This window comes from Halanaerobium saccharolyticum (assembly GCF_004362045.1).
Classification (GTDB): Bacteria; Bacillota; Halanaerobiia; order Halanaerobiales; family Halanaerobiaceae; genus Halanaerobium; species Halanaerobium saccharolyticum_C.
In genome coordinates, this window is sequence record NZ_SNWX01000017.1 from 1 (window position 1) to 17,240 (window position 17,240).

21 protein-coding genes are annotated in these 17,240 nt (G+C 35.1%); all 21 read left to right on the forward strand.

What is annotated here, in order from left to right:
• On the forward strand, positions 1 to 972 hold a 972-nt coding region (locus tag DFR79_RS10270), incomplete at its 5' end, for an AAA family ATPase (RefSeq protein ID WP_208107533.1).
• Positions 965 to 1,642: a hypothetical protein gene (locus DFR79_RS10275; protein WP_081374545.1), complete on the forward strand. Its 678-nt coding sequence runs from the start codon at positions 965 to 967 to the stop codon at positions 1,640 to 1,642. The genes DFR79_RS10270 and DFR79_RS10275, both read left to right, overlap by 8 nt.
• A 270-nt stretch (positions 1,643 to 1,912) precedes the next feature.
• On the forward strand, positions 1,913 to 2,035 hold the full coding sequence (locus tag DFR79_RS16425; protein ID WP_257286577.1) for a hypothetical protein: 123 nt from the start codon (positions 1,913 to 1,915) through the stop codon (positions 2,033 to 2,035).
• 52 nt (positions 2,036 to 2,087) lie between these two features.
• Positions 2,088 to 2,510: a hypothetical protein gene (locus DFR79_RS10280; protein WP_073158286.1), complete on the forward strand. Its 423-nt coding sequence runs from the start codon at positions 2,088 to 2,090 to the stop codon at positions 2,508 to 2,510.
• Between the two features lie 64 nt (positions 2,511 to 2,574).
• Positions 2,575 to 2,748, forward strand: a complete 174-nt coding sequence (locus DFR79_RS16120) for a hypothetical protein (protein ID WP_166638030.1) — start codon at positions 2,575 to 2,577, stop codon at positions 2,746 to 2,748.
• A gap of 24 nt (positions 2,749 to 2,772) precedes the next feature.
• Complete coding sequence (locus DFR79_RS10285) at positions 2,773 to 3,237, forward strand: JAB domain-containing protein (protein WP_243727775.1); 465 nt, start codon at positions 2,773 to 2,775, stop codon at positions 3,235 to 3,237.
• Between the two features lie 86 nt (positions 3,238 to 3,323).
• Complete coding sequence (locus DFR79_RS16430) at positions 3,324 to 3,452, forward strand: hypothetical protein (protein ID WP_258363642.1); 129 nt, start codon at positions 3,324 to 3,326, stop codon at positions 3,450 to 3,452.
• 60 nt (positions 3,453 to 3,512) lie between these two features.
• Positions 3,513 to 4,406, forward strand: coding sequence for a phage recombination protein Bet (gene bet / locus DFR79_RS10290; RefSeq protein ID WP_133515407.1), 894 nt, complete (start codon positions 3,513 to 3,515; stop codon positions 4,404 to 4,406).
• Positions 4,403 to 4,669 (forward strand): LysM peptidoglycan-binding domain-containing protein, encoded by a 267-nt coding sequence (locus DFR79_RS10295; protein WP_133515408.1) that lies wholly within the window; start codon positions 4,403 to 4,405, stop codon positions 4,667 to 4,669. The genes bet and DFR79_RS10295 overlap by 4 nt, the downstream gene beginning before the upstream one ends.
• A gap of 477 nt (positions 4,670 to 5,146) precedes the next feature.
• A complete protein-coding gene (locus tag DFR79_RS10300; RefSeq protein ID WP_133515409.1) occupies positions 5,147 to 5,587 on the forward strand; it encodes a hypothetical protein in 441 nt (146 codons plus the stop codon).
• Between the two features lie 52 nt (positions 5,588 to 5,639).
• Positions 5,640 to 7,133, forward strand: coding sequence for a type I restriction-modification system subunit M (locus DFR79_RS10305; protein WP_133515410.1), 1,494 nt, complete (start codon positions 5,640 to 5,642; stop codon positions 7,131 to 7,133).
• The gene (locus tag DFR79_RS10310; RefSeq protein ID WP_133515411.1) at positions 7,126 to 8,397 is read left to right on the forward strand and encodes a restriction endonuclease subunit S; all 1,272 of its coding nucleotides are present in this window, start codon (positions 7,126 to 7,128) and stop codon (positions 8,395 to 8,397) included. The genes DFR79_RS10305 and DFR79_RS10310 overlap by 8 nt, the downstream gene beginning before the upstream one ends.
• Before the next feature lie 3 nt (positions 8,398 to 8,400).
• A complete protein-coding gene (locus DFR79_RS10315) occupies positions 8,401 to 11,433 on the forward strand; it encodes a type I restriction endonuclease subunit R (protein WP_133515412.1) in 3,033 nt (1,010 codons plus the stop codon).
• Between the two features lie 12 nt (positions 11,434 to 11,445).
• Entirely contained in the window at positions 11,446 to 12,174 is a 729-nt protein-coding gene (locus tag DFR79_RS10320; RefSeq protein ID WP_133515413.1) for a M48 family metallopeptidase, read from the forward strand.
• A 19-nt stretch (positions 12,175 to 12,193) separates the two neighbouring features.
• Positions 12,194 to 13,192, forward strand: coding sequence for an FRG domain-containing protein (locus tag DFR79_RS10325; RefSeq protein WP_133515414.1), 999 nt, complete (start codon positions 12,194 to 12,196; stop codon positions 13,190 to 13,192).
• Between the two features lie 40 nt (positions 13,193 to 13,232).
• The gene (locus DFR79_RS10330; RefSeq protein WP_133515415.1) at positions 13,233 to 14,192 is read left to right on the forward strand and encodes a hypothetical protein; all 960 of its coding nucleotides are present in this window, start codon (positions 13,233 to 13,235) and stop codon (positions 14,190 to 14,192) included.
• Between the two features lie 22 nt (positions 14,193 to 14,214).
• Complete coding sequence (locus tag DFR79_RS10335; RefSeq protein ID WP_133515416.1) at positions 14,215 to 15,201, forward strand: PD-(D/E)XK nuclease family protein; 987 nt, start codon at positions 14,215 to 14,217, stop codon at positions 15,199 to 15,201.
• 32 nt (positions 15,202 to 15,233) lie between these two features.
• Positions 15,234 to 15,713, forward strand: coding sequence for a hypothetical protein (locus DFR79_RS10340; protein ID WP_133515417.1), 480 nt, complete (start codon positions 15,234 to 15,236; stop codon positions 15,711 to 15,713).
• A gap of 183 nt (positions 15,714 to 15,896) precedes the next feature.
• Positions 15,897 to 16,442 (forward strand): site-specific integrase, encoded by a 546-nt coding sequence (locus DFR79_RS10345; protein WP_133515418.1) that lies wholly within the window; start codon positions 15,897 to 15,899, stop codon positions 16,440 to 16,442.
• A 248-nt stretch (positions 16,443 to 16,690) separates the two neighbouring features.
• Positions 16,691 to 16,945 carry a UPF0175 family protein gene (locus DFR79_RS10350; RefSeq protein ID WP_133515419.1) on the forward strand — a complete coding sequence of 85 codons (255 nt, stop codon included), beginning with the start codon at positions 16,691 to 16,693 and terminating at the stop codon, positions 16,943 to 16,945.
• A gap of 51 nt (positions 16,946 to 16,996) precedes the next feature.
• On the forward strand, positions 16,997 to 17,203 hold the full coding sequence (locus DFR79_RS10355) for a ribbon-helix-helix protein, CopG family (protein WP_166638031.1): 207 nt from the start codon (positions 16,997 to 16,999) through the stop codon (positions 17,201 to 17,203).
• The last annotated feature ends 37 nt before the right edge of the window (positions 17,204 to 17,240 follow it).

Sequence of the window (17,240 nt, forward strand, 5' to 3'; positions counted from 1 at the left end):
ATAATAACTCACAACCTTGATGAGAAGGAGCAGTTGTTAAGTCCCCAGAAGAATTACAATTTGCTCACTAAAAACAATAAAGATGCTAAAGTGGACCTTAAAGTAGCCAAGGAGCTTGCGAAGAAGGAACAAACCTCTTTTATTTTTTCTAGTGAGATGGATCATATTTATAAGGGTAATAAAGCCTTTAGCGAATTTGCTGATATTATAATGGAGATTAAACAGTATGCTCGAATGAACCTGTTTGTGATCAGAAATTCTCGTTCAGGTATGATCAATGCCAATCTAATTATACCTTTCTGTTTTCAGCTTAGTGATTCAGAGAGAATAGAAGGTGGAGATCTGGCAATAGCTCTGTCTGAGCCGACAACAGTTCCTGAGCGGGTCCTCTCTACTGTCAAAAATGTTATCGAGAACTTAAACATTGTCTTAAAAGAGATAATACCAGAGCTAACAATTAAAATTAAAGAGTATGGAGAAGAATTGGATGAGAACGGTGATCCAGTTATTAAAATAGAGCTGCTGGCAGAAAGAGGAGATATTAAGATTCCTTTGAGATATGAATCAGATGGTATTAAAAAGATCATATCTATCTTGAGTGCAATGATTGCTATGTATAATAAGCCTGGTATTTGTCTTGCAGTGGATGAACTTGATGCCGGTATATTTGAATACCTTTTAGGTGAAATTCTGGAGATCATTCAGGATAGAGCTAAGGGGCAGTTGGTCTTTACTTCTCATAACCTAAGACCGCTGGAGAAACTGAATAAAGAGTCACTTATTTTTACAACTACTAATCCTCAGAATCGATATATTAGATTCACCAATGTTAAGGAAACCAATAATCTAAGAAGCTTCTATTATCGTGGAATTAAGTTAGGTGGACAGGACGAGGAAGTTTATGAGAGAACAAATGAATACAAAATAGCCAGAGCTTTTAGGGCTGCTGGTAGAGTTGATGCTGATGACTAGAAAATTAATTCTATTCTTAGTAGAAGGTATAACGGAGGAAATATCTTTTGGTCTTATTTTTTCTGAGATATTTGAGGATAAAGAGATTGAATTTCAAATTGCTCGTGGAGATATAACTACCAGGAATGGAGTTAATTCTCGTAATGTGATAGAAGTAATCAATGAAGAAGTATTATCTTTTTTGGACAAAGAACATTATAATAAAGGGGATATTTTAGAAATTATTCATTTGCTGGACACTGACGGAGCATATATCAGTGAAAATTTGATCGAAAAGCATGATAAGGATAAGATTTACTATTATGGTGATAAGTTATGTACCAGACATCCTGAAAACACAAAGAAAAGAAATAATAAAAAAAGCAGCATCATGGATAGACTGAGTAGGCATTCTAAAATAAATGGTATTCCATATAACGCTTACTACTTATCCTGTAATTTAGAACATGTGCTTCACAATGATGCAAATATTGATGATAATCTAAAAGTAGAAAAAGCTGAAGAGTTTAGTGATAGCTATTTTGAAAAGAAATTTGAGTTTTTGGATTTTATTAGAACTAATAGTTTTGCTGTCGAAGGTGAATATGAAGAAACTTGGGAGTTTATTAAGCAGGGAAATAACTCCTTAAACAGATATAGCAATTTGTACCTTGTTTTTGAAAATATCTAGCATTTTTAATGGCTTATTTTTCTATTAGCAATCTCAAAAATTGAACAAAATTTCTAGCGGGACCACGTCTTAATTATGAATTTCAGATCGACGTTCGACGCCCCACCCCCTAGAGCATAACTGAATACTTAAAGAAACTGAGCTGTCTGGATAGTCTCTTAATTGAGGCTTTCCTGGCAGCTCTTTTTTTATGCCTAAATTTAAGTTAAGGAGGTGAGTGTAGATAAGGGAGTGGGCTTAGTCCAAAATGATGAAAAGGAGGTGAATCAGATGGCTTCTAATACACTTGTTATCTTATTACTTGGTGCTTTAGCCTGGCAGAGTTTGTTCAGTGGAAATATTCTGCTGGCTTTGTTCTTTATTCTCTTTGATCTTTATCTGATATCTGAGTAAATGCTGTTTAAGTTGAAAGTCAAAATAAAACTAAAATACGGAGGTAATAATTATGTTTAAAAATGAAAACAATGTTGAGACTGTTTTAAGACTAAGAGAAATGCTGGTTAGAGCAATGATGGCAGAGAATGATGTAATGCAGGAGCTGGTCCTAAATAAGCTGGATGAGCTGGGGCTTAAGAGAAAAGATGAGCTCAAATATGCTGAGAAGATTATTGCTTCTAAGAGTGGTGACAATGCCTTTAAGAAGCTTGCTCAGACAGCTGAGAATGGCGTTAAAAAGGCAGCTGGACTTGCATCTACTGGAACTAGGAATGTTGCTAAAGTCACTGGGGTGGCTGCATCAAAGGTCGATAGAGCTGCCCTGAAGGCAATAGAGAAGTCGGTTATCGCTGCCAATTCTACCAGACTTAAATCAGAGAGTGTTTTCTCAGGACTGAAAGATGCATTCATGGAAGGTTGGAATAATGCTTAGGATTAAACTCAGGGGACTGTCAGTGAGAGCTGATGGTCTCTTTTTTTATTTGGAGGTGAAAATTATGCCGGTTAATGGTGTGCCGAGTGATGAATGGAGAGTAAAGAGAGCTTTAGGACCTTATGCTGAGCCAATGGATGAGGATGAGCTGGAAAGAGCAACAAGACTGCTGCAGGAAAAGAAGAAAAGAGCTGCAGTTTTAAGTAGTGATGATCAGGAATTTAAGATGCCCTTTTAAATGAATACTAAAAACATAAAGGAGATGAGAGTAATGGTAAATATTCAGAAGTTTAGTTTAAGAATCGTTAAGGAGTCAGGTGGAAGGTATGACATTGATAAGTATGTGAGGAACCCATTTCAGGCAAGAGATCTCTTTGTAGAAGTGGTTGAACTGGACAGGAGAGCAGAAGAAGTATTTGCTATCGCTACCCTTGACGTTAAAAACAAAGTAACAGGGGTATTTGAGGTTTCTACAGGTACGTTGACCTCAAGCCTAGTTACTCCCAGAGAGGTCTTTAAACGTGCAATACTGCAGAATGCAGCGGGTATAGTTTTAGCTCACAATCACCCTTCTGGGGTGGCGGGTGCAAGCAGTGATGATATCTCAATTACTAAAAAGCTGCAGAAGGCTGGCAAGATAATGGGAATTAATGTTGTGGACCATATAATAATCGGCAGCAGAGATAACTTTATCAGTATGCAGGAAGAGAATTTGATGAAAGACTGAATCAATAAAAATTAATAATAGTTAATTAACCTGGCCGGCGCCGGGCTTTTTTTATGTCTAAAAAGCAGAGAAAGGAGGTGATTAAGATGTATGTAAAGCACTGTCCTGAGTGTAAGAAGAAGTCCTACAGCTCCTGTAAGAAGGGTGAATGGAACTGCCCCCACTGTGATCATGATCTAAGTGATGAAGAAGCTCAAAGACCAGAAGAAGACTAAATTATAATGGGAGGCCTGGATTAAATCTGGGTCTCCTTAAATTAAGAGGAGGAATAAAAAATGAGTGCAAATAGTAAAGTTGTTGATATTAACAGAAAGAAAAAAGAACTGATTACTTTTACTGAAGAGGAGTTAGAAACCCTGAGACGAACTGTTGCCAGAGATGCAACCAGTGATGAGTTTAAGATGTTTATCTATCTGGCTAAAAACTATGGACTTGATCCTTTCAATAAGGAAATATTTTTCTGGAAGAAAGACGGCAAGCCAACAATTATGACTTCCAGGGATGGTTATCTAAAGATAGCTGATAGGCATCCCCAGTATGATGGGCTAGTTTCAGATGTAGTTAGAGAAAATGATAAGTTTAGACGAAAAGAAACTGGAATTAATCATCAATATGGGACCAACCGCGGACAGATCGTCGGTAGTTACGCTTTAGTTTATAGAAAGGACAGAAGCTATCCCGTTTATGTCTTTGCTCCCTTTGAAGAATACAGGTCAGATACTAAGGTCTGGAAGCAGTATCCTTCTGCTATGATTCTTAAAGTAGCTGAATCAATGGCTTTAAAGAGAGCTTTCAGTGTTTCTGGTCTTGTTTCCAGGGAAGAAATGGCTGTACAGCAGCAGAGTGATTATAACTTTGATGAGATTCCATTTAGCCAGGTACAGGGCAAGAAAAATAAAGGTAAGACTCAGAAAGATGAAACTTTAAAAAACGATCAAGTTAACTCTCTAACTGAAAGAGAGCGTGCTATCAAAGAAATAGTTGGTAGTGATCCCAAGCTGAAAGAAGATCTCTATAATTATCTCAGACATGTAAAAAGAGAAAAAGGTATAGACAGCAGCAAAAAGATATCGATCAACAGCTTAAGCAAGGATCAGTTTGATCAGTTGAAATCTATCTTAAATACATTCAGCAGGTTAAGTGCTCAGGAAAGGAAGGAAATCTCATGAATAAACTAACCATATCCGCTGTATTGATGGCAATACTGCTTCTGACAGCAGCAATTTTAGCTCAGACAGGTCCAGATGATATTATTGATAGTTACAGCTGGAATGAGGTTTATGTGGTAAAGCGAGGTGATACCCTCTGGGAGATAGCAGAAGAGATTAACTCTGACCTTGACCCGCGGCTGATGGTAGCAGCCATTAAAAAGGTCAATGAGATTGAGACAATGATCAGAGTTAATCAGAAGATTGTGATTCCAGAAAAGTAGACTGAGAAAGGGTTAAAGCTTTCAGAAATCTTTTCTGGTTTAAAACTATGATTTAATAATATCACTGGAGCGACTAATCTTCAAAAATAATTCTGCAGTCTTCATTGTGAATAAAGGTAAATCATGATGGAGGCTGCTTATATTCTAATCTAGCCTATATCCCTTTAAATGCTTGTTTTGAAGGTGTTTATCTGTTAATATACAAACAGTCAGATAAGGCAAAAATAGACGTATATGGCTCTCTGAGACCTTTTAAGAGTGGCTATTCCAGTGTGTAATGCATGTGTAAGATAATTTAAATATAGTTGTTTATATCGCTCTTTTTCTACAAAATACGACAATAATAACTGCTGCAGCAATAAAGGAAAATTAAAGAATTTATTGAAGTATAAATAGTAATAGGTAAAATATTTTCTTGCTGTTGACAATACGGTGTCAGAGTAGTGAGCTACAATAAATTAAAGGGGATGAAAAATAATGAGAAGAAAACTGGAATTAAGTCTTGCTTTAATATTTGTGTTGGTCTTCACTTTTTCGATTCAGGCTGCTGGACCAGAAGATCTATTTCTTGATTCTGCAGCTGCTCAAGAGGTTATAAAGGAGCAGGCAACAGAAGACTGGGAAGATGATTTTGAAATGGTTAAATACCAGATTGATAACCAGACTGCAGCCTATAACTGGCTTATAAAAGTAGAGGATCATATTGACTTATTGGAACTGGCTAAGGAAAAATGGGATACCGATTATGAAATGATTAAGTACGAATATGAAAACCAGGTAGCTGCCTATAACTGGGTTCAATCTCAAGACGAACATCCAGAAATTATGGCTGCTGCAAAAGAAAAATGGGGCCTTGACTATGAAATGGTCAAGTATGAATATGAAAACCAGGTAGAAGCTTATGAAAGCATTAATTAAACTTTATAATATATAATAAATGAGAACTTAACTATTCTAGGAGGAACTGTAAATGTCAAAGTTAACATTAGAAGAATTAGAATCACATCTCTGGGAATCAGCCAATATACTAAGAGGTAGTATTGATTCCGCAGATTATAAAAACTACATATTTGGACTATTATTTCTAAAAAGAATGAATGATGTATTTATGGAGAACAGAGAGCACATTATTGAAGAATACGGTGAAGAAGTAGTAGATGATCCAGACTTTTACACTGAATCAAAGGTATTTATTCCTGAAAGAGCTCGCTGGTCTGCAATTAAAGAACAGACTGAAGATATTGGAGCAGCTATCAATAAAGCCTTTGTAGTTTTAGAACAGGAAAACTCTGTTTTAGAAGGAGTGCTGACTACAGTTGATTTCAATGACAAGGATAGATTACCTGACAGTGTGTTAGAAAAATTAATCCAGCACTATACTGATTTAAAATTAGGAAATGAAAACTTAGAAGATGCTGATCTTTTAGGTAGAGCTTATGAGTACTTAATCAGACAGTTTGCTGATGATGCCGGTAAAAAAGGTGGGGAGTTCTATACTCCCCGTGAGGTGGTTCAACTATTAGTAAGAATTTTAGATCCTCAGTCTGGAGATCGAGTCTATGACCCGGCCTGCGGTTCTGGCGGGATGCTTATTTATTCAGCAGAACATATTAGAAAAGAAGATCAGGATAGAATGGAGAACATTTCTCTTTTTGGTCAGGAAAGAAACTTAAATACCTGGTCTATTGCTAAGATGAATATGTTTTTACATGATCTTTATGATGCTCAGATTAAAAGAGGTGATACTTTTACAGAACCACTGTTTTTAGAAGATGGTGGTAAGCTGCAGCAGTTTGATAGAGTAATTGCCAATCCAATGTGGAATCAGAGTTATGCCAAGGGTGATATTAAGGAGTCTCAGGCATATAATAGATTTAATTATGGTTTTCCACCTAAAAACTCTGCTGACTGGGCCTGGGTTCAGCATATGCTAGCAAGTGCCAATCGTGATGGTAAGGTTGGTGTAGTCTTAGATAATGGTGTGCTTTTCCGCAGCCGTTCTGAAGGTAAGATCAGAAAGAAAATTTTGAAGGAAGATTTAATTGAAGCTGTGATTGCACTGCCTTCCAATCTGTTTTACAATACCTCGTCACCTGGTTGTATTTTAATGCTAAATAAGAATAAGCCTGCTAAAAGAAAAGATAAGGTTATTTTTATTTATGGTGAGGAAGATTATGAAGAAGGAAGCAACCAGAACTTTTTAAGAGAGAAAGACTTAGAAAAGATTTTAGATGCCTACCACAACTTTGAAGATATAGAGAAATATTGTAGAGTTGCTGATATGGAAGAAATAGAGAGAAACGATTTTAACCTAAATGTCCCTCGCTATGTGGATACAACAGAAGAGGAAGAACCAGTGGATGTTGAAGAAGTATTAACTGAGCTTGATCAGTTGGAAAAGGAAAGAGATGAGATAGAATCAGAGATGATGGGCTATCTTAAGGAGCTTGGTTATCATGGTTAAAGAGGGATACAGAAATACTTCCATTGGAGTTATTCCAGATGATTGGAAAGTTGAGCGTTTAAGTGATGTTGGTAAAGTAACTGGAGGTAATACTCCAAGAAGGAGTACAGATGAGTATTGGGGAGGAGATATTCCCTGGCTTACCCCTTCCCAATTGACTGGGAAATTGATTAATGAGATTAGTGAAACTGATGAATATATTACAGAAAAAGGATTTGAAAATAGTTCTGTTAAATTATTACCTCCTGGTACAGTAATTATGAGTAGCCGTGCTACTATAGGTGAAACAGTTATTAATAAGGTTCCTATGACAACAAATCAGGGATTTGCTAATATAATTTGCGATGAAAATAAAGTTTATAATTACTACTTATTATATTTATTACGTTATATTACTCCACGTTTGGAGGCTTTAGCAGGAGGAAGTACTTTTTTGGAGATTAGTAGGACTAATGTTAGAAGTGTAAATATTCCTGTTCCTTCTCTACTTGAACAGAAAAAAATAGCTTCAATCCTATCATCAGTAGATAAATCAATAGAAAAAACTAGTGAAATAATTGAGGAAACAAAAGAACTGAAAAAAGGATTAATGCAGGAGCTACTTACTAAAGGGATTGGACATAGTGAGTTTAAGGATAGTCAGTTTGGTGAGATTCCTAAGAGTTGGGAAATTAAAGTGATGAGTTATGCAGCTAAAATTAATCCCAGATATAAAATACCAGAAAAGGAAAAGTATTTATTTTTAGAAATGGATTCAGTTAACGAACATTCTCCTGAAGTAGATGGTTATGAAAGCAGAGAAAAAAGTAGATGTACAAATGTTAAATTTAAAGAAGGTGACGTATTATTTGCTAGAATTACCCCAAGTACTGAAAATGGTAAAACAGCTTTGATTGAAAATCTTGAAGAGGAAGTTGCTTTTGGATCTACAGAATTAATTGTATTATCACCAAAAAAAGATTTAATAACTTCAGATTATATTTATTATCTTTTAAAATGGAGTAAAGTTAGAAATTTAGCTATCTCAATGATGGAAGGTTCTACAGGAAGGCAGCGTGTTCCAAGAGAAGTTTTTGATGGTGCAATAAAAATACCACTTCCTCAACTAGAAGAACAAAAGAAAATAGCATCAATCCTAACATCAGTAGATGCTAAGATACAGAAAGAAGAAGAATATAAAGCAAAACTGGAGCGACTTAAAAAAGGTTTAATGCAGAAGCTATTAACAGGAGAGATTAGAGTAAATACAGATATGGAGGTTTAGAAAATGACTGGAAATTGGGATGAGTATAATCAATCAGAAAAACCTGCTTTAGATTTATTGGATACTTTAGGCTATAAAGTCTATGATCAGCTGAATAAAGATTTCGTAGAGCTGCCGGCAAGAGAATCAGAACACCAGGTGATTTTAATTGAGGAGCTTAAAAGTTCACTTAAAAGAATCAATCCCTGGATCAATGAGAATAACTTGAATAAGGCTGTTAACGAGATCAGACCAGCCCGTCTAAAAGCTAACTCCTTGATGGCAGCCAATGAGATCATCTATGATAAGCTAATTAATCATATCAGTTTACAGCAGGATATAGGTCATGGGAAGAAAAATCAGACTGTTAAGTACATAGATTATGAGAATCTTGATAATAACTCTTTTATAGCAATCAACCAATTTCGAGTCAAAGGAAAAGATCCTATTAAACCTGACATAATACTGTTTGTTAATGGTTTACCTCTTGCTGTAATAGAATGCAAAAATAATACAACCTGTGATGATCCAGAAGAAAATGCGATAAAACAATTAAGAAGATATCAAAACATTAGAGATGATTATCAGGAAGGTGCAGAAGAACTATTTTACCCCAACCAATTGCTTGTTGCAGCCTGGGGTGATTCAGCTTCTTCAGCTGCTGTAGGTGCTCCAGCACAGGCTTATAAAGGCTGGAAGGACCCTTATCCCTATACTAAAGACTCTTTGGCAGAACTACTGGGGAAAGAGCCGACAGGACAGGATATACTTCTTTTCTCACTTTTCAAAAAGAATAGGTTTTTAGATATTATCAGGAACTTTACTGTTTTTGAAGATAAGGGTAATGCTAAAATTAAAATGGCCTGCCGCTACCAGCAGTACAGAGCTGTGCAGAAAGCAGTAGAAAGAATAAAGAATGCTGAGAGTTTAGAAGATAGAAACGGAACTGTCTGGCATACTCAGGGCTCAGGTAAGTCTTTAACCATGCTCTTTTTAGCCCTTAAACTGAGAAGGATGAAGGATATTGGCAATCCTACAATGTTGATTGTAACAGATAGAGTTGACCTTGATGAACAGATAAGTGGAACTTTTAAAAAGTGTGGCTTCCCTAATCCAGAAAGAGCCGGCAGTGTAAAAGACTTAAAAGAGCTTTTATCCTCAGAAGCGGGCAGAACTATTATGACCACTATCCATAAGTTTCAGGAATATGAAAACGAAAAATATCCTGTTTTAACTGAAAGAAAGAATGTATTTGTAATGGCTGATGAAGCACACAGAACTCAGTTTAAAGATTTAGCCTCTAATATGAGGAGAGCTTTACCAAATGCAGCTTACATAGGTTTTACAGGAACACCAATTGATAAAGAATCAAGAAGCACCTTAAGAACCTTCGGTGATTATATTGATACTTACACTATAGAAGAATCAGTTGCAGATAATGCTACACTGCCGATTAAATATGAGAGTAGGCTGGCCGAGTTACATGTAGAGGATAGAACTCTAGATGAAGTCTTTGATCAAACCTTCCACAGATATTCAGATGAAGAAAAACAGAAGATAAAAGAAAAATACGCTACTGAAAATGATATAGCTGAAGCAAGTTCCAGGATTAAAACTATTGCCCTGGATATCATTAAACATTATACGGAAAAGATTGCCCCTTTTAAGGCTCAAATAGTGGCCGTAAGCAGACAGGCAGCAGTTAGGTATAAAGAGGCGATTGATGAGTTAGATGGTCCAGAAGCGGCTGTATTAATCTCTGGTGGCCATAATGATGAGGGCTTGCTTAAAAAATACAGTGTTGATAATGATCAGAAATCTAGAATAGTTGAGAGGTTTAAGAATCCTCACTCTTCACTTAAAATAATCATCGTTTGTGATATGCTCTTGACTGGTTTTGATGCTCCAGTTGAGCAGGTTATGTATTTGGATAAGTCTCTGAAAGAACATAACTTGCTGCAGGCTATAGCCCGAGTTAACAGAGTTTATCCTGAGAAGAATTATGGTCTGGTAGTAGATTATTATGGAGTCTTTGATAACCTTAAAAAAGCACTGGCTATCTTTAATCCTTCTGATGTGGAAAACGCTGTAACTCCAATTGAAGATGAGAAACCAAGACTGGAAGCCAATCACAGAGAGGTAATGAAATATTTTAGAAATACAGATATGAATGACCTGGAAGCCTGTATTGAGCTCTTTGAAGATGAAGAGAAGAGAAATGACTTCAAAAATGACTTTAAGGATTTTGCTAAGAGTATGGATATCATCATGCCTCACCCGATAGCTGATCCTTACAGGGGTGATTTATATAAGCTGAGTAAAATTCATACAGCAGTTAGAAATAGGTATCGTGATGACAGTATTGATATCAAAGGTGTGGGAGAAAAGGTTAAAAAACTGATCGATGATCATATCAGAGCAAGCAGTGTCAGAGTCTTGCATGAGCCAGTATCTATACTTGATGAGAAAGAATTTGAAGAAACTCTAGATGACTTAAAATCTGATAAGGCTAAAGCCAGTGAGATGGAGCATGCGATAAAGAAAGAAATTAATGTACAGATGGAAGAAAACCCTGTCTATTATAAAAAACTAAGTGAGCGACTGGAAGAGATCATCGAAAAGAGAAAAAATAATCAGATGAGTCTTTTAGAACAGATTGGTGAGATGAAGGATATTATTAATGATATGAGAACAGTCCAGTCAAAGGCAGAAAAACTGGGATTAAACAAGAAAGAGTTTGCCCTCTATGAGCTTCTTTTAAATGAGAGAGAAAAAGAAGAAAAGGGCAAAGTTGCAGAAGAGCCTGGTGAATATACTGCAGGTGAAGGTAGTAACGAGCCTTATGTAAACAAAACTGTCAAGGAAGTTACTCAGAGTATCTTTAATGACTTAAGTGAATACACTAAGATTGATCTCTGGCGGCAGAAGACTGAAGTGCTGCAGAAAATGCGAAAAACAACCAAGGTTCATTTGATCAAATATGACGAGTTCAAGCAGAAATATGAGAGTTTAACCAACAAGATAATTAAGCTCTCTCAGAATATATTTATGTTTTAATCGGAGGTAAGAATGCAGCAAATCAAACTGGGAAATACACTAATAAATTATGAAATAATACGCACTAGACGCAAAACAATGGGGATTATTGTTGATCATGAGAGGAATTTAATAGTCAGATCTCCAAAAAATACAGCAGAAACTAAAATAGAAGAGGTACTAAAGAAAAAAACTAACTGGATTCTTTCCAAATTAAAGGAAATGGATAAGATTAAGCCGGCACCAAAAGAAAAAGAATTTATGACCGGGGAGAAACTTTCTTATTTAGGTAGAAGATATAGATTAGAGGTTAATCCGGCAGAAAATTCAAAAGTGGAAGTAAAGCTCTACCAGGGTAAGTTTATTATTGACTATCCAGTGGAACTTGAAGAGAAAAAAGAACAGCGAAGAGAAAAAATTAGAGTTGCTTTAATTGAATGGTATCGTGAACATGCTAAAGAAAAGATTAATGAGCGAGTGGATAAGTATAAGGTTAAGCTTGATGTTGAACCAAATAATGTAGTTGTAAAAAAACAGAAGAAACGTTGGGGCAGCTGCAGCAGTAAAGACAATCTCAACTTTAACTGGAAGATCATCATGGCACCAATGTCCATCGTGGATTATTTGGTAGTACATGAACTTACGCACCTGATACATGACAATCATTCTAGAGATTTCTGGGCCACGGTAGCTGCTGTTATACCTGATATTAAAGAAAAGAAAGAGTGGCTAAAAGTTAACGGTAGAAGATTAGACTTTTAGAAGATTGAGGAGATGATTTATGAGTCCGAAAATATATAGTGATATATTTGAAGCTATACGTCATTTTGAATCAAATAGTCCTTTACTAAATTTGAAATCAAAACGTCTTGGCTATATTAGAAGAAAGCTGTCTTTTAATCTCATGCAAATGCCAAACGGTAAAATGTCTGCTTTACCTAAAAACATGTTTTTTACTTTTTATAGGGGAGAAAATGATAATTACGATTCGAGATATCCTTGTAAACCCAGTATTTTTAGAGGTAATCCTACTAGAAAAGATGTAATGATAAATCGGCTCAAAATTATTGACTTCTCCTTAATATTAAAGACTCATCCCAAAGTTATATTTGCAGAGAATGACGGTATGGATATTCATTATGATGCATTAGCTCAACATTATGAACTTAAGACCGATTTGTTGGACCTAAGCTCTGATATTGCTGTTGCAGCATTTTTTGCAACACATATTTATAACAGTGAGGAAAGTAGATTTACTCCAAGAACTGAAGGAGTAGGTTGCATTAGAAGTTATATGGGCCAAGAACTTATAGCTAATGATCTAAATAATATGAAGCTAATTGGATTACAGCCGTTTAAACGGCCTGGTGTTCAATGTGCCTTTGGGATAAAACTAGATTACAATGAAGATTTCTCTAATATGTCTAACAAAGTATTATTCAAGCAAAAACTAAAATACAACAAAATGATTAACAGTTTATTCTGTCATGATGACTTTAATAAACTTATACCTCCCGAAGATGATGTGAGTGAGATTGCTAAAAATATAAAGAAATCAAAAATAGTTAGCAAAGAAGCAGTCTCTATATATTGTGACAAAAATGAAATAAATAAAGAAGATTTAATCAGCGATTTAAGTGAAAATGGTTACAGCATGGTTGACAGCCCAATATATAAATTATCACGCCAACGGAGAAGGGCAATAAAAAGAAGAATGAAAAAAGATGGGCCTTATGGAGATGCAGAAATAAGATTTAGAGCTTGCTGCTATCCAGAATAAAAAGATAACTTTGTAGCAATTTGATAAAGGGGGAAGCTTTGTGAAGAAATACTTACTAATTATTTTAATTATAGTACTTGCTATAACACTTACTGCCTGTAATAGTGGAAATGGCCTAACTAATACTGAGGATTCTTTTATTACCGGGACTGTAAGTGTGTTAAAGGATGGAGTTAGCAGCAATTTAAGTAATGTTGTTATAGAAATAGATAATAAGCAGGAAGTGACAAGTGAGAATGGAAGTTATAAGATTGAGGATTTAGATAGTGGAAAAGCAACAGTAAGAGTACTAAAAGGAGCTTCAAATGTTAGTTCGAAAGTTGTTTCACAATCAAATGAAGATCAAATAGTTTTATGGGAGAATACTATTAATATAGATGCAGGAGAAAATATAGTTGATATACCTGTAAACACAATAGCAAGTGTGCTTAAATATTACTCTGAGTTTCATAATAAAGGAGTTTGGCAAATAGCATTTTATGCTAATCCTTTATCTGGGAAAGAAATTGAGTCTGGTAAAGTAATTGATCCAGATGGGAAAGAATATACTCTGGAGCCTCACTTTGGTTCTCAATGGCATCAATACTGGAATCTAACTGAACCTTTAGCAGGATACTATACCTATATAGTTGAATTTGCTGATGGAACTCAAGAAGAATTTAAGGCTGAGATTAAACTTTTAGACTTTCAGATAGACTTTCCGAATTTAAATTACCCTGTTGCTAATCAGGTTATCGATACAGTAGCACCTACTTTTGAATTTGATTATATCCCAGAAACAGACAAAGCTTATCTTAGAATTGAAAAGAAGTTAGATAATGATGAGTGGGAAAGATTAGACTGGATTACTGTTAATAATGCTCAGGAATATAAAATTAAGGATAATATTTTGGAGGCTGGAAATGATTATCGGTGGACTTTACAGACTGTTGTTTCTGCTGATGTATTTCCCTGGAGTGAAGCAAAACCACAATATGAATATTTTACTATCAGCAAATAATTTAAAGGGTGGATGATACTTGATGAATATTTTTACTGCTTTAAGTCAGGGTAAAGGAAGCTTAAATGAGAATAACATGAGTGCTATGCTTTCGTTTCTCATTAACCCCTATCAGGAACATGGATTAAAAGACACTTTTTTAAAAGAATTCCTTAAGCTTTTAGATGAACTTACTGCAAAAGAACTATTTGAAAATAACAGTGACCTGCTGAAAAATAAAAATAGCCTTGAAGTAGAAGTTACTCTTGAGTCTCCATATAATTACAAAGGACAAAAACGATATTTAGATATTGAGATTCAGATTTATGATGATATGTTTGATCCAGTGACAGCTGAATATGAAACTAAAGAAATTCTAAAAATAGCTGTTGAAAACAAGATAAAGCCTTCTTCTGCTCAAAATGATCAGTTTAGACAGGAGTATAAGGCTATTAGATCAGAAATTAATAGAACTGAAGATAAGGAAACAAAAGTTTTAATGGTTTTTCTAACCCCTTCTGGTGATTTTAATTCACTTAAAAAAGAGTTTGATAATTTAATAATTGATCATGAATCAAATGATGATAAGGTTTGGTTAAAGTGGGATGCGGCGGATGATTCAGGTACACTTGCAGGATTATTAAAGTCATTACTTAAGAGTGAAGCTAACTTTGAAATTGATCCTATTTCAGATTATGTTAGAAACACCCTTAAAGCCTTTATTCGACATATTATTGAGACGAATATTAAATTTACTTCTCCAGAGCGAGTAGCTGATGATTTGGGTGATATTAAAGAGTCTGTAACTGTAGAGCTAAGAGATGGAAAATATAGAATTGAAAAGTATGAGAGCAGCTCAATTAAGGTCTATAATCTAAATGAACAGGAATATGAAGTAGCAAAACCATTATTAAGAAAGATAATAAAGGATAAAAATTTAGATGTCAGTTTATATTTTGACTCAGGGAATAAAAGAAATACTAGATCACTGGGGAGAAAGGTAATAAAAGCATTGAAAGTAAAGGAATAACTAAAGGAGTATTATAACGCAAGGAGGGGTTTATGGAGAATTGGGTACCAGTTGTAGGAACTGTTTCTTCTATAATAGGGACAATTGCTGCAATTATTGCTGCTTATTATTCATTCAAATCTAGGCCTAAAAAAGTTAAGAATTTAAAGGTTAAAGTTGAAGATATTAACTCTTTGGATGATAAAGATAGGTGGGATGTCAGTTTTGCTTTTTGTAATGGAGAAGAAAGTTTGATTGCTAGAAATGGAATAGTAGTTGTGGAAACAGAGGGTATTGGCCTTATTAAAGTTAATCCCGTCCAAGACGCATCGGGTAGATTCGGTGCTCCAAGTGTAGCTTTTGATAATAATTCTTTTAATTATTCTTTTAAAAATCTCAAACCAGAAACAAAACGAATTGTATCAATAAAATTGGATGCAAAGCCAGGTAATTACCTTTTGCAGTGGCGGGCAAATGGAGAAAATATTAAAAAGATGAGTGATGAAGTAAAACTAAAACTAAGAAACGATTAGATGATCAATTCACCACAATAGTTAATAAGGTGAGTTGATATTTGTGGTCTTTATCACTGTTATAGCAACCTTAGCGGCGGTGGAGGCCTAATATTTTACTTATGAACTCACTTCAATAGATGTCTATACTGTGTTAAATGAGCTTTTATGTATCTTAAACAAATCAGAGAGGGGACTAAAATAATGAAAAAAGTTGAGCCGATCAGAGATAAGGAATTAATTGAGGAGATTAAACGCCTATTGCTGATGGATAATTACAGAAATTACCTGCTTTTTGTGCTCGGAATTAATACTGGCCTTAGAATTGGAGACATGCTGCAACTAAAAGTTTCTGATGTAAGGAATAAGACACACATCCAGATCAAAGAACAGAAGACTCAAAAGTCAAAGAAGTTCTTTATTAATGGTGCATTGCGAGATGCTTTAGATCAATACATTAAAAACATGGCTGATCATGAGTACCTCTTTCAGAGTAGAAATGGGACCAACAAACCGATCACTAGAAGTCAGGCATATAGAGTGCTAAGTTCTGTAGGTAAAGAAGTTGGTCTGGAATCCATTGGCTGCCATTCCACTCGCAAAACCTTCGGTTACCACCATTATCAGCAGTACAAAGATGTGGCAATGCTGCAGAAACTTTTTAATCATTCTGCCCCGAGTATTACTTTAGATTATATAGGAGTAAATCAGGATTTGATGGATGAATCAATGCGAGAATTCGAACTGTAAGTTAGAAAATAGATAATGCTCTAAGTTCCTATGTGAAAAGGGCTGAGAAGGCTCGAGAATAGCTGTTTGAAGCCCTGTGTTTATGCTGGAGATTCTTATGTAGAACGGTTAGGAACAGCTTTAAATAGCCTTTGTGCGCTCCCTGCAGTATATTGTCTGTTAAGTCTTTTTTTCTACTGCAGATATGTGCTATAATAGAGTTAGTAATATGCATCTGAGTATAATAAATTTAGTAGGAGGTCATTAATATGTCTAGAAAAATGGAGATTGAATATCCTGATACTTTACCAGATTTGCTTCAAGAGAGTTCTGAAGTATTTGAAAGAGAAGCTAAAATGGCAATGGCAGTCAAACTATTTGAACTCAAACGAATATCTTCGGGTATGGCTGCAGAAATGGTTGGGATGGATCGAGTAACATTTCTGTTAGAGTTGCACAGATATGGTGTAGAAATGATAAATATGGAGCCAGAAGAATTAGCTTCTGATGTTGAGAATGCCTAAAACTCATTAATTTCTTATTTGCTGGATTATTTTATGAGGGAGGTGACTATAATGGAAAACAATGAGAATATACCTGATGACTTTTTCATCATAAAGAAGAAAAATCATAAAGGTAAGAAAAAACAGGTTAGTTTTTATTTATATCAAGACGAAATTGATATAATTGATGATTTATCTAAAAAATCAGGCCGAACTAAATCATACGTTGTTAGGAGATTCATTAATGGATGTGAAAATAAGGCTAAAGTAGTAGAATAATTTTTAAAAGTTCATTATTCTAACTTGTTGAAGTTTA

Coding starts and splice junctions, on each gene's coding strand:
- DFR79_RS10295 (WP_133515408.1), top strand. CDS start 4,403: ATGAATAAACTAACCATATCCGCTGTATTGATGGCAATACTGCTTCTG.
- DFR79_RS10345 (WP_133515418.1), top strand. CDS start 15,897: ATGAAAAAAGTTGAGCCGATCAGAGATAAGGAATTAATTGAGGAGATT.
- DFR79_RS10355 (WP_166638031.1), top strand. CDS start 16,997: ATGGAAAACAATGAGAATATACCTGATGACTTTTTCATCATAAAGAAG.
- DFR79_RS10350 (WP_133515419.1), top strand. CDS start 16,691: ATGTCTAGAAAAATGGAGATTGAATATCCTGATACTTTACCAGATTTG.
- DFR79_RS10315 (WP_133515412.1), top strand. CDS start 8,401: ATGACTGGAAATTGGGATGAGTATAATCAATCAGAAAAACCTGCTTTA.
- DFR79_RS10340 (WP_133515417.1), top strand. CDS start 15,234: ATGGAGAATTGGGTACCAGTTGTAGGAACTGTTTCTTCTATAATAGGG.
- DFR79_RS10325 (WP_133515414.1), top strand. CDS start 12,194: ATGAGTCCGAAAATATATAGTGATATATTTGAAGCTATACGTCATTTT.
- bet (WP_133515407.1), top strand. CDS start 3,513: ATGAGTGCAAATAGTAAAGTTGTTGATATTAACAGAAAGAAAAAAGAA.
- DFR79_RS10280 (WP_073158286.1), top strand. CDS start 2,088: ATGTTTAAAAATGAAAACAATGTTGAGACTGTTTTAAGACTAAGAGAA.
- DFR79_RS10300 (WP_133515409.1), top strand. CDS start 5,147: ATGAGAAGAAAACTGGAATTAAGTCTTGCTTTAATATTTGTGTTGGTC.
- DFR79_RS16425 (WP_257286577.1), top strand. CDS start 1,913: ATGGCTTCTAATACACTTGTTATCTTATTACTTGGTGCTTTAGCCTGG.
- DFR79_RS16120 (WP_166638030.1), top strand. CDS start 2,575: ATGCCGGTTAATGGTGTGCCGAGTGATGAATGGAGAGTAAAGAGAGCT.
- DFR79_RS10285 (WP_243727775.1), top strand. CDS start 2,773: ATGAGAGTAATGGTAAATATTCAGAAGTTTAGTTTAAGAATCGTTAAG.
- DFR79_RS16430 (WP_258363642.1), top strand. CDS start 3,324: ATGTATGTAAAGCACTGTCCTGAGTGTAAGAAGAAGTCCTACAGCTCC.
- DFR79_RS10335 (WP_133515416.1), top strand. CDS start 14,215: ATGAATATTTTTACTGCTTTAAGTCAGGGTAAAGGAAGCTTAAATGAG.
- DFR79_RS10275 (WP_081374545.1), top strand. CDS start 965: ATGACTAGAAAATTAATTCTATTCTTAGTAGAAGGTATAACGGAGGAA.
- DFR79_RS10305 (WP_133515410.1), top strand. CDS start 5,640: ATGTCAAAGTTAACATTAGAAGAATTAGAATCACATCTCTGGGAATCA.
- DFR79_RS10320 (WP_133515413.1), top strand. CDS start 11,446: ATGCAGCAAATCAAACTGGGAAATACACTAATAAATTATGAAATAATA.
- DFR79_RS10310 (WP_133515411.1), top strand. CDS start 7,126: ATGGTTAAAGAGGGATACAGAAATACTTCCATTGGAGTTATTCCAGAT.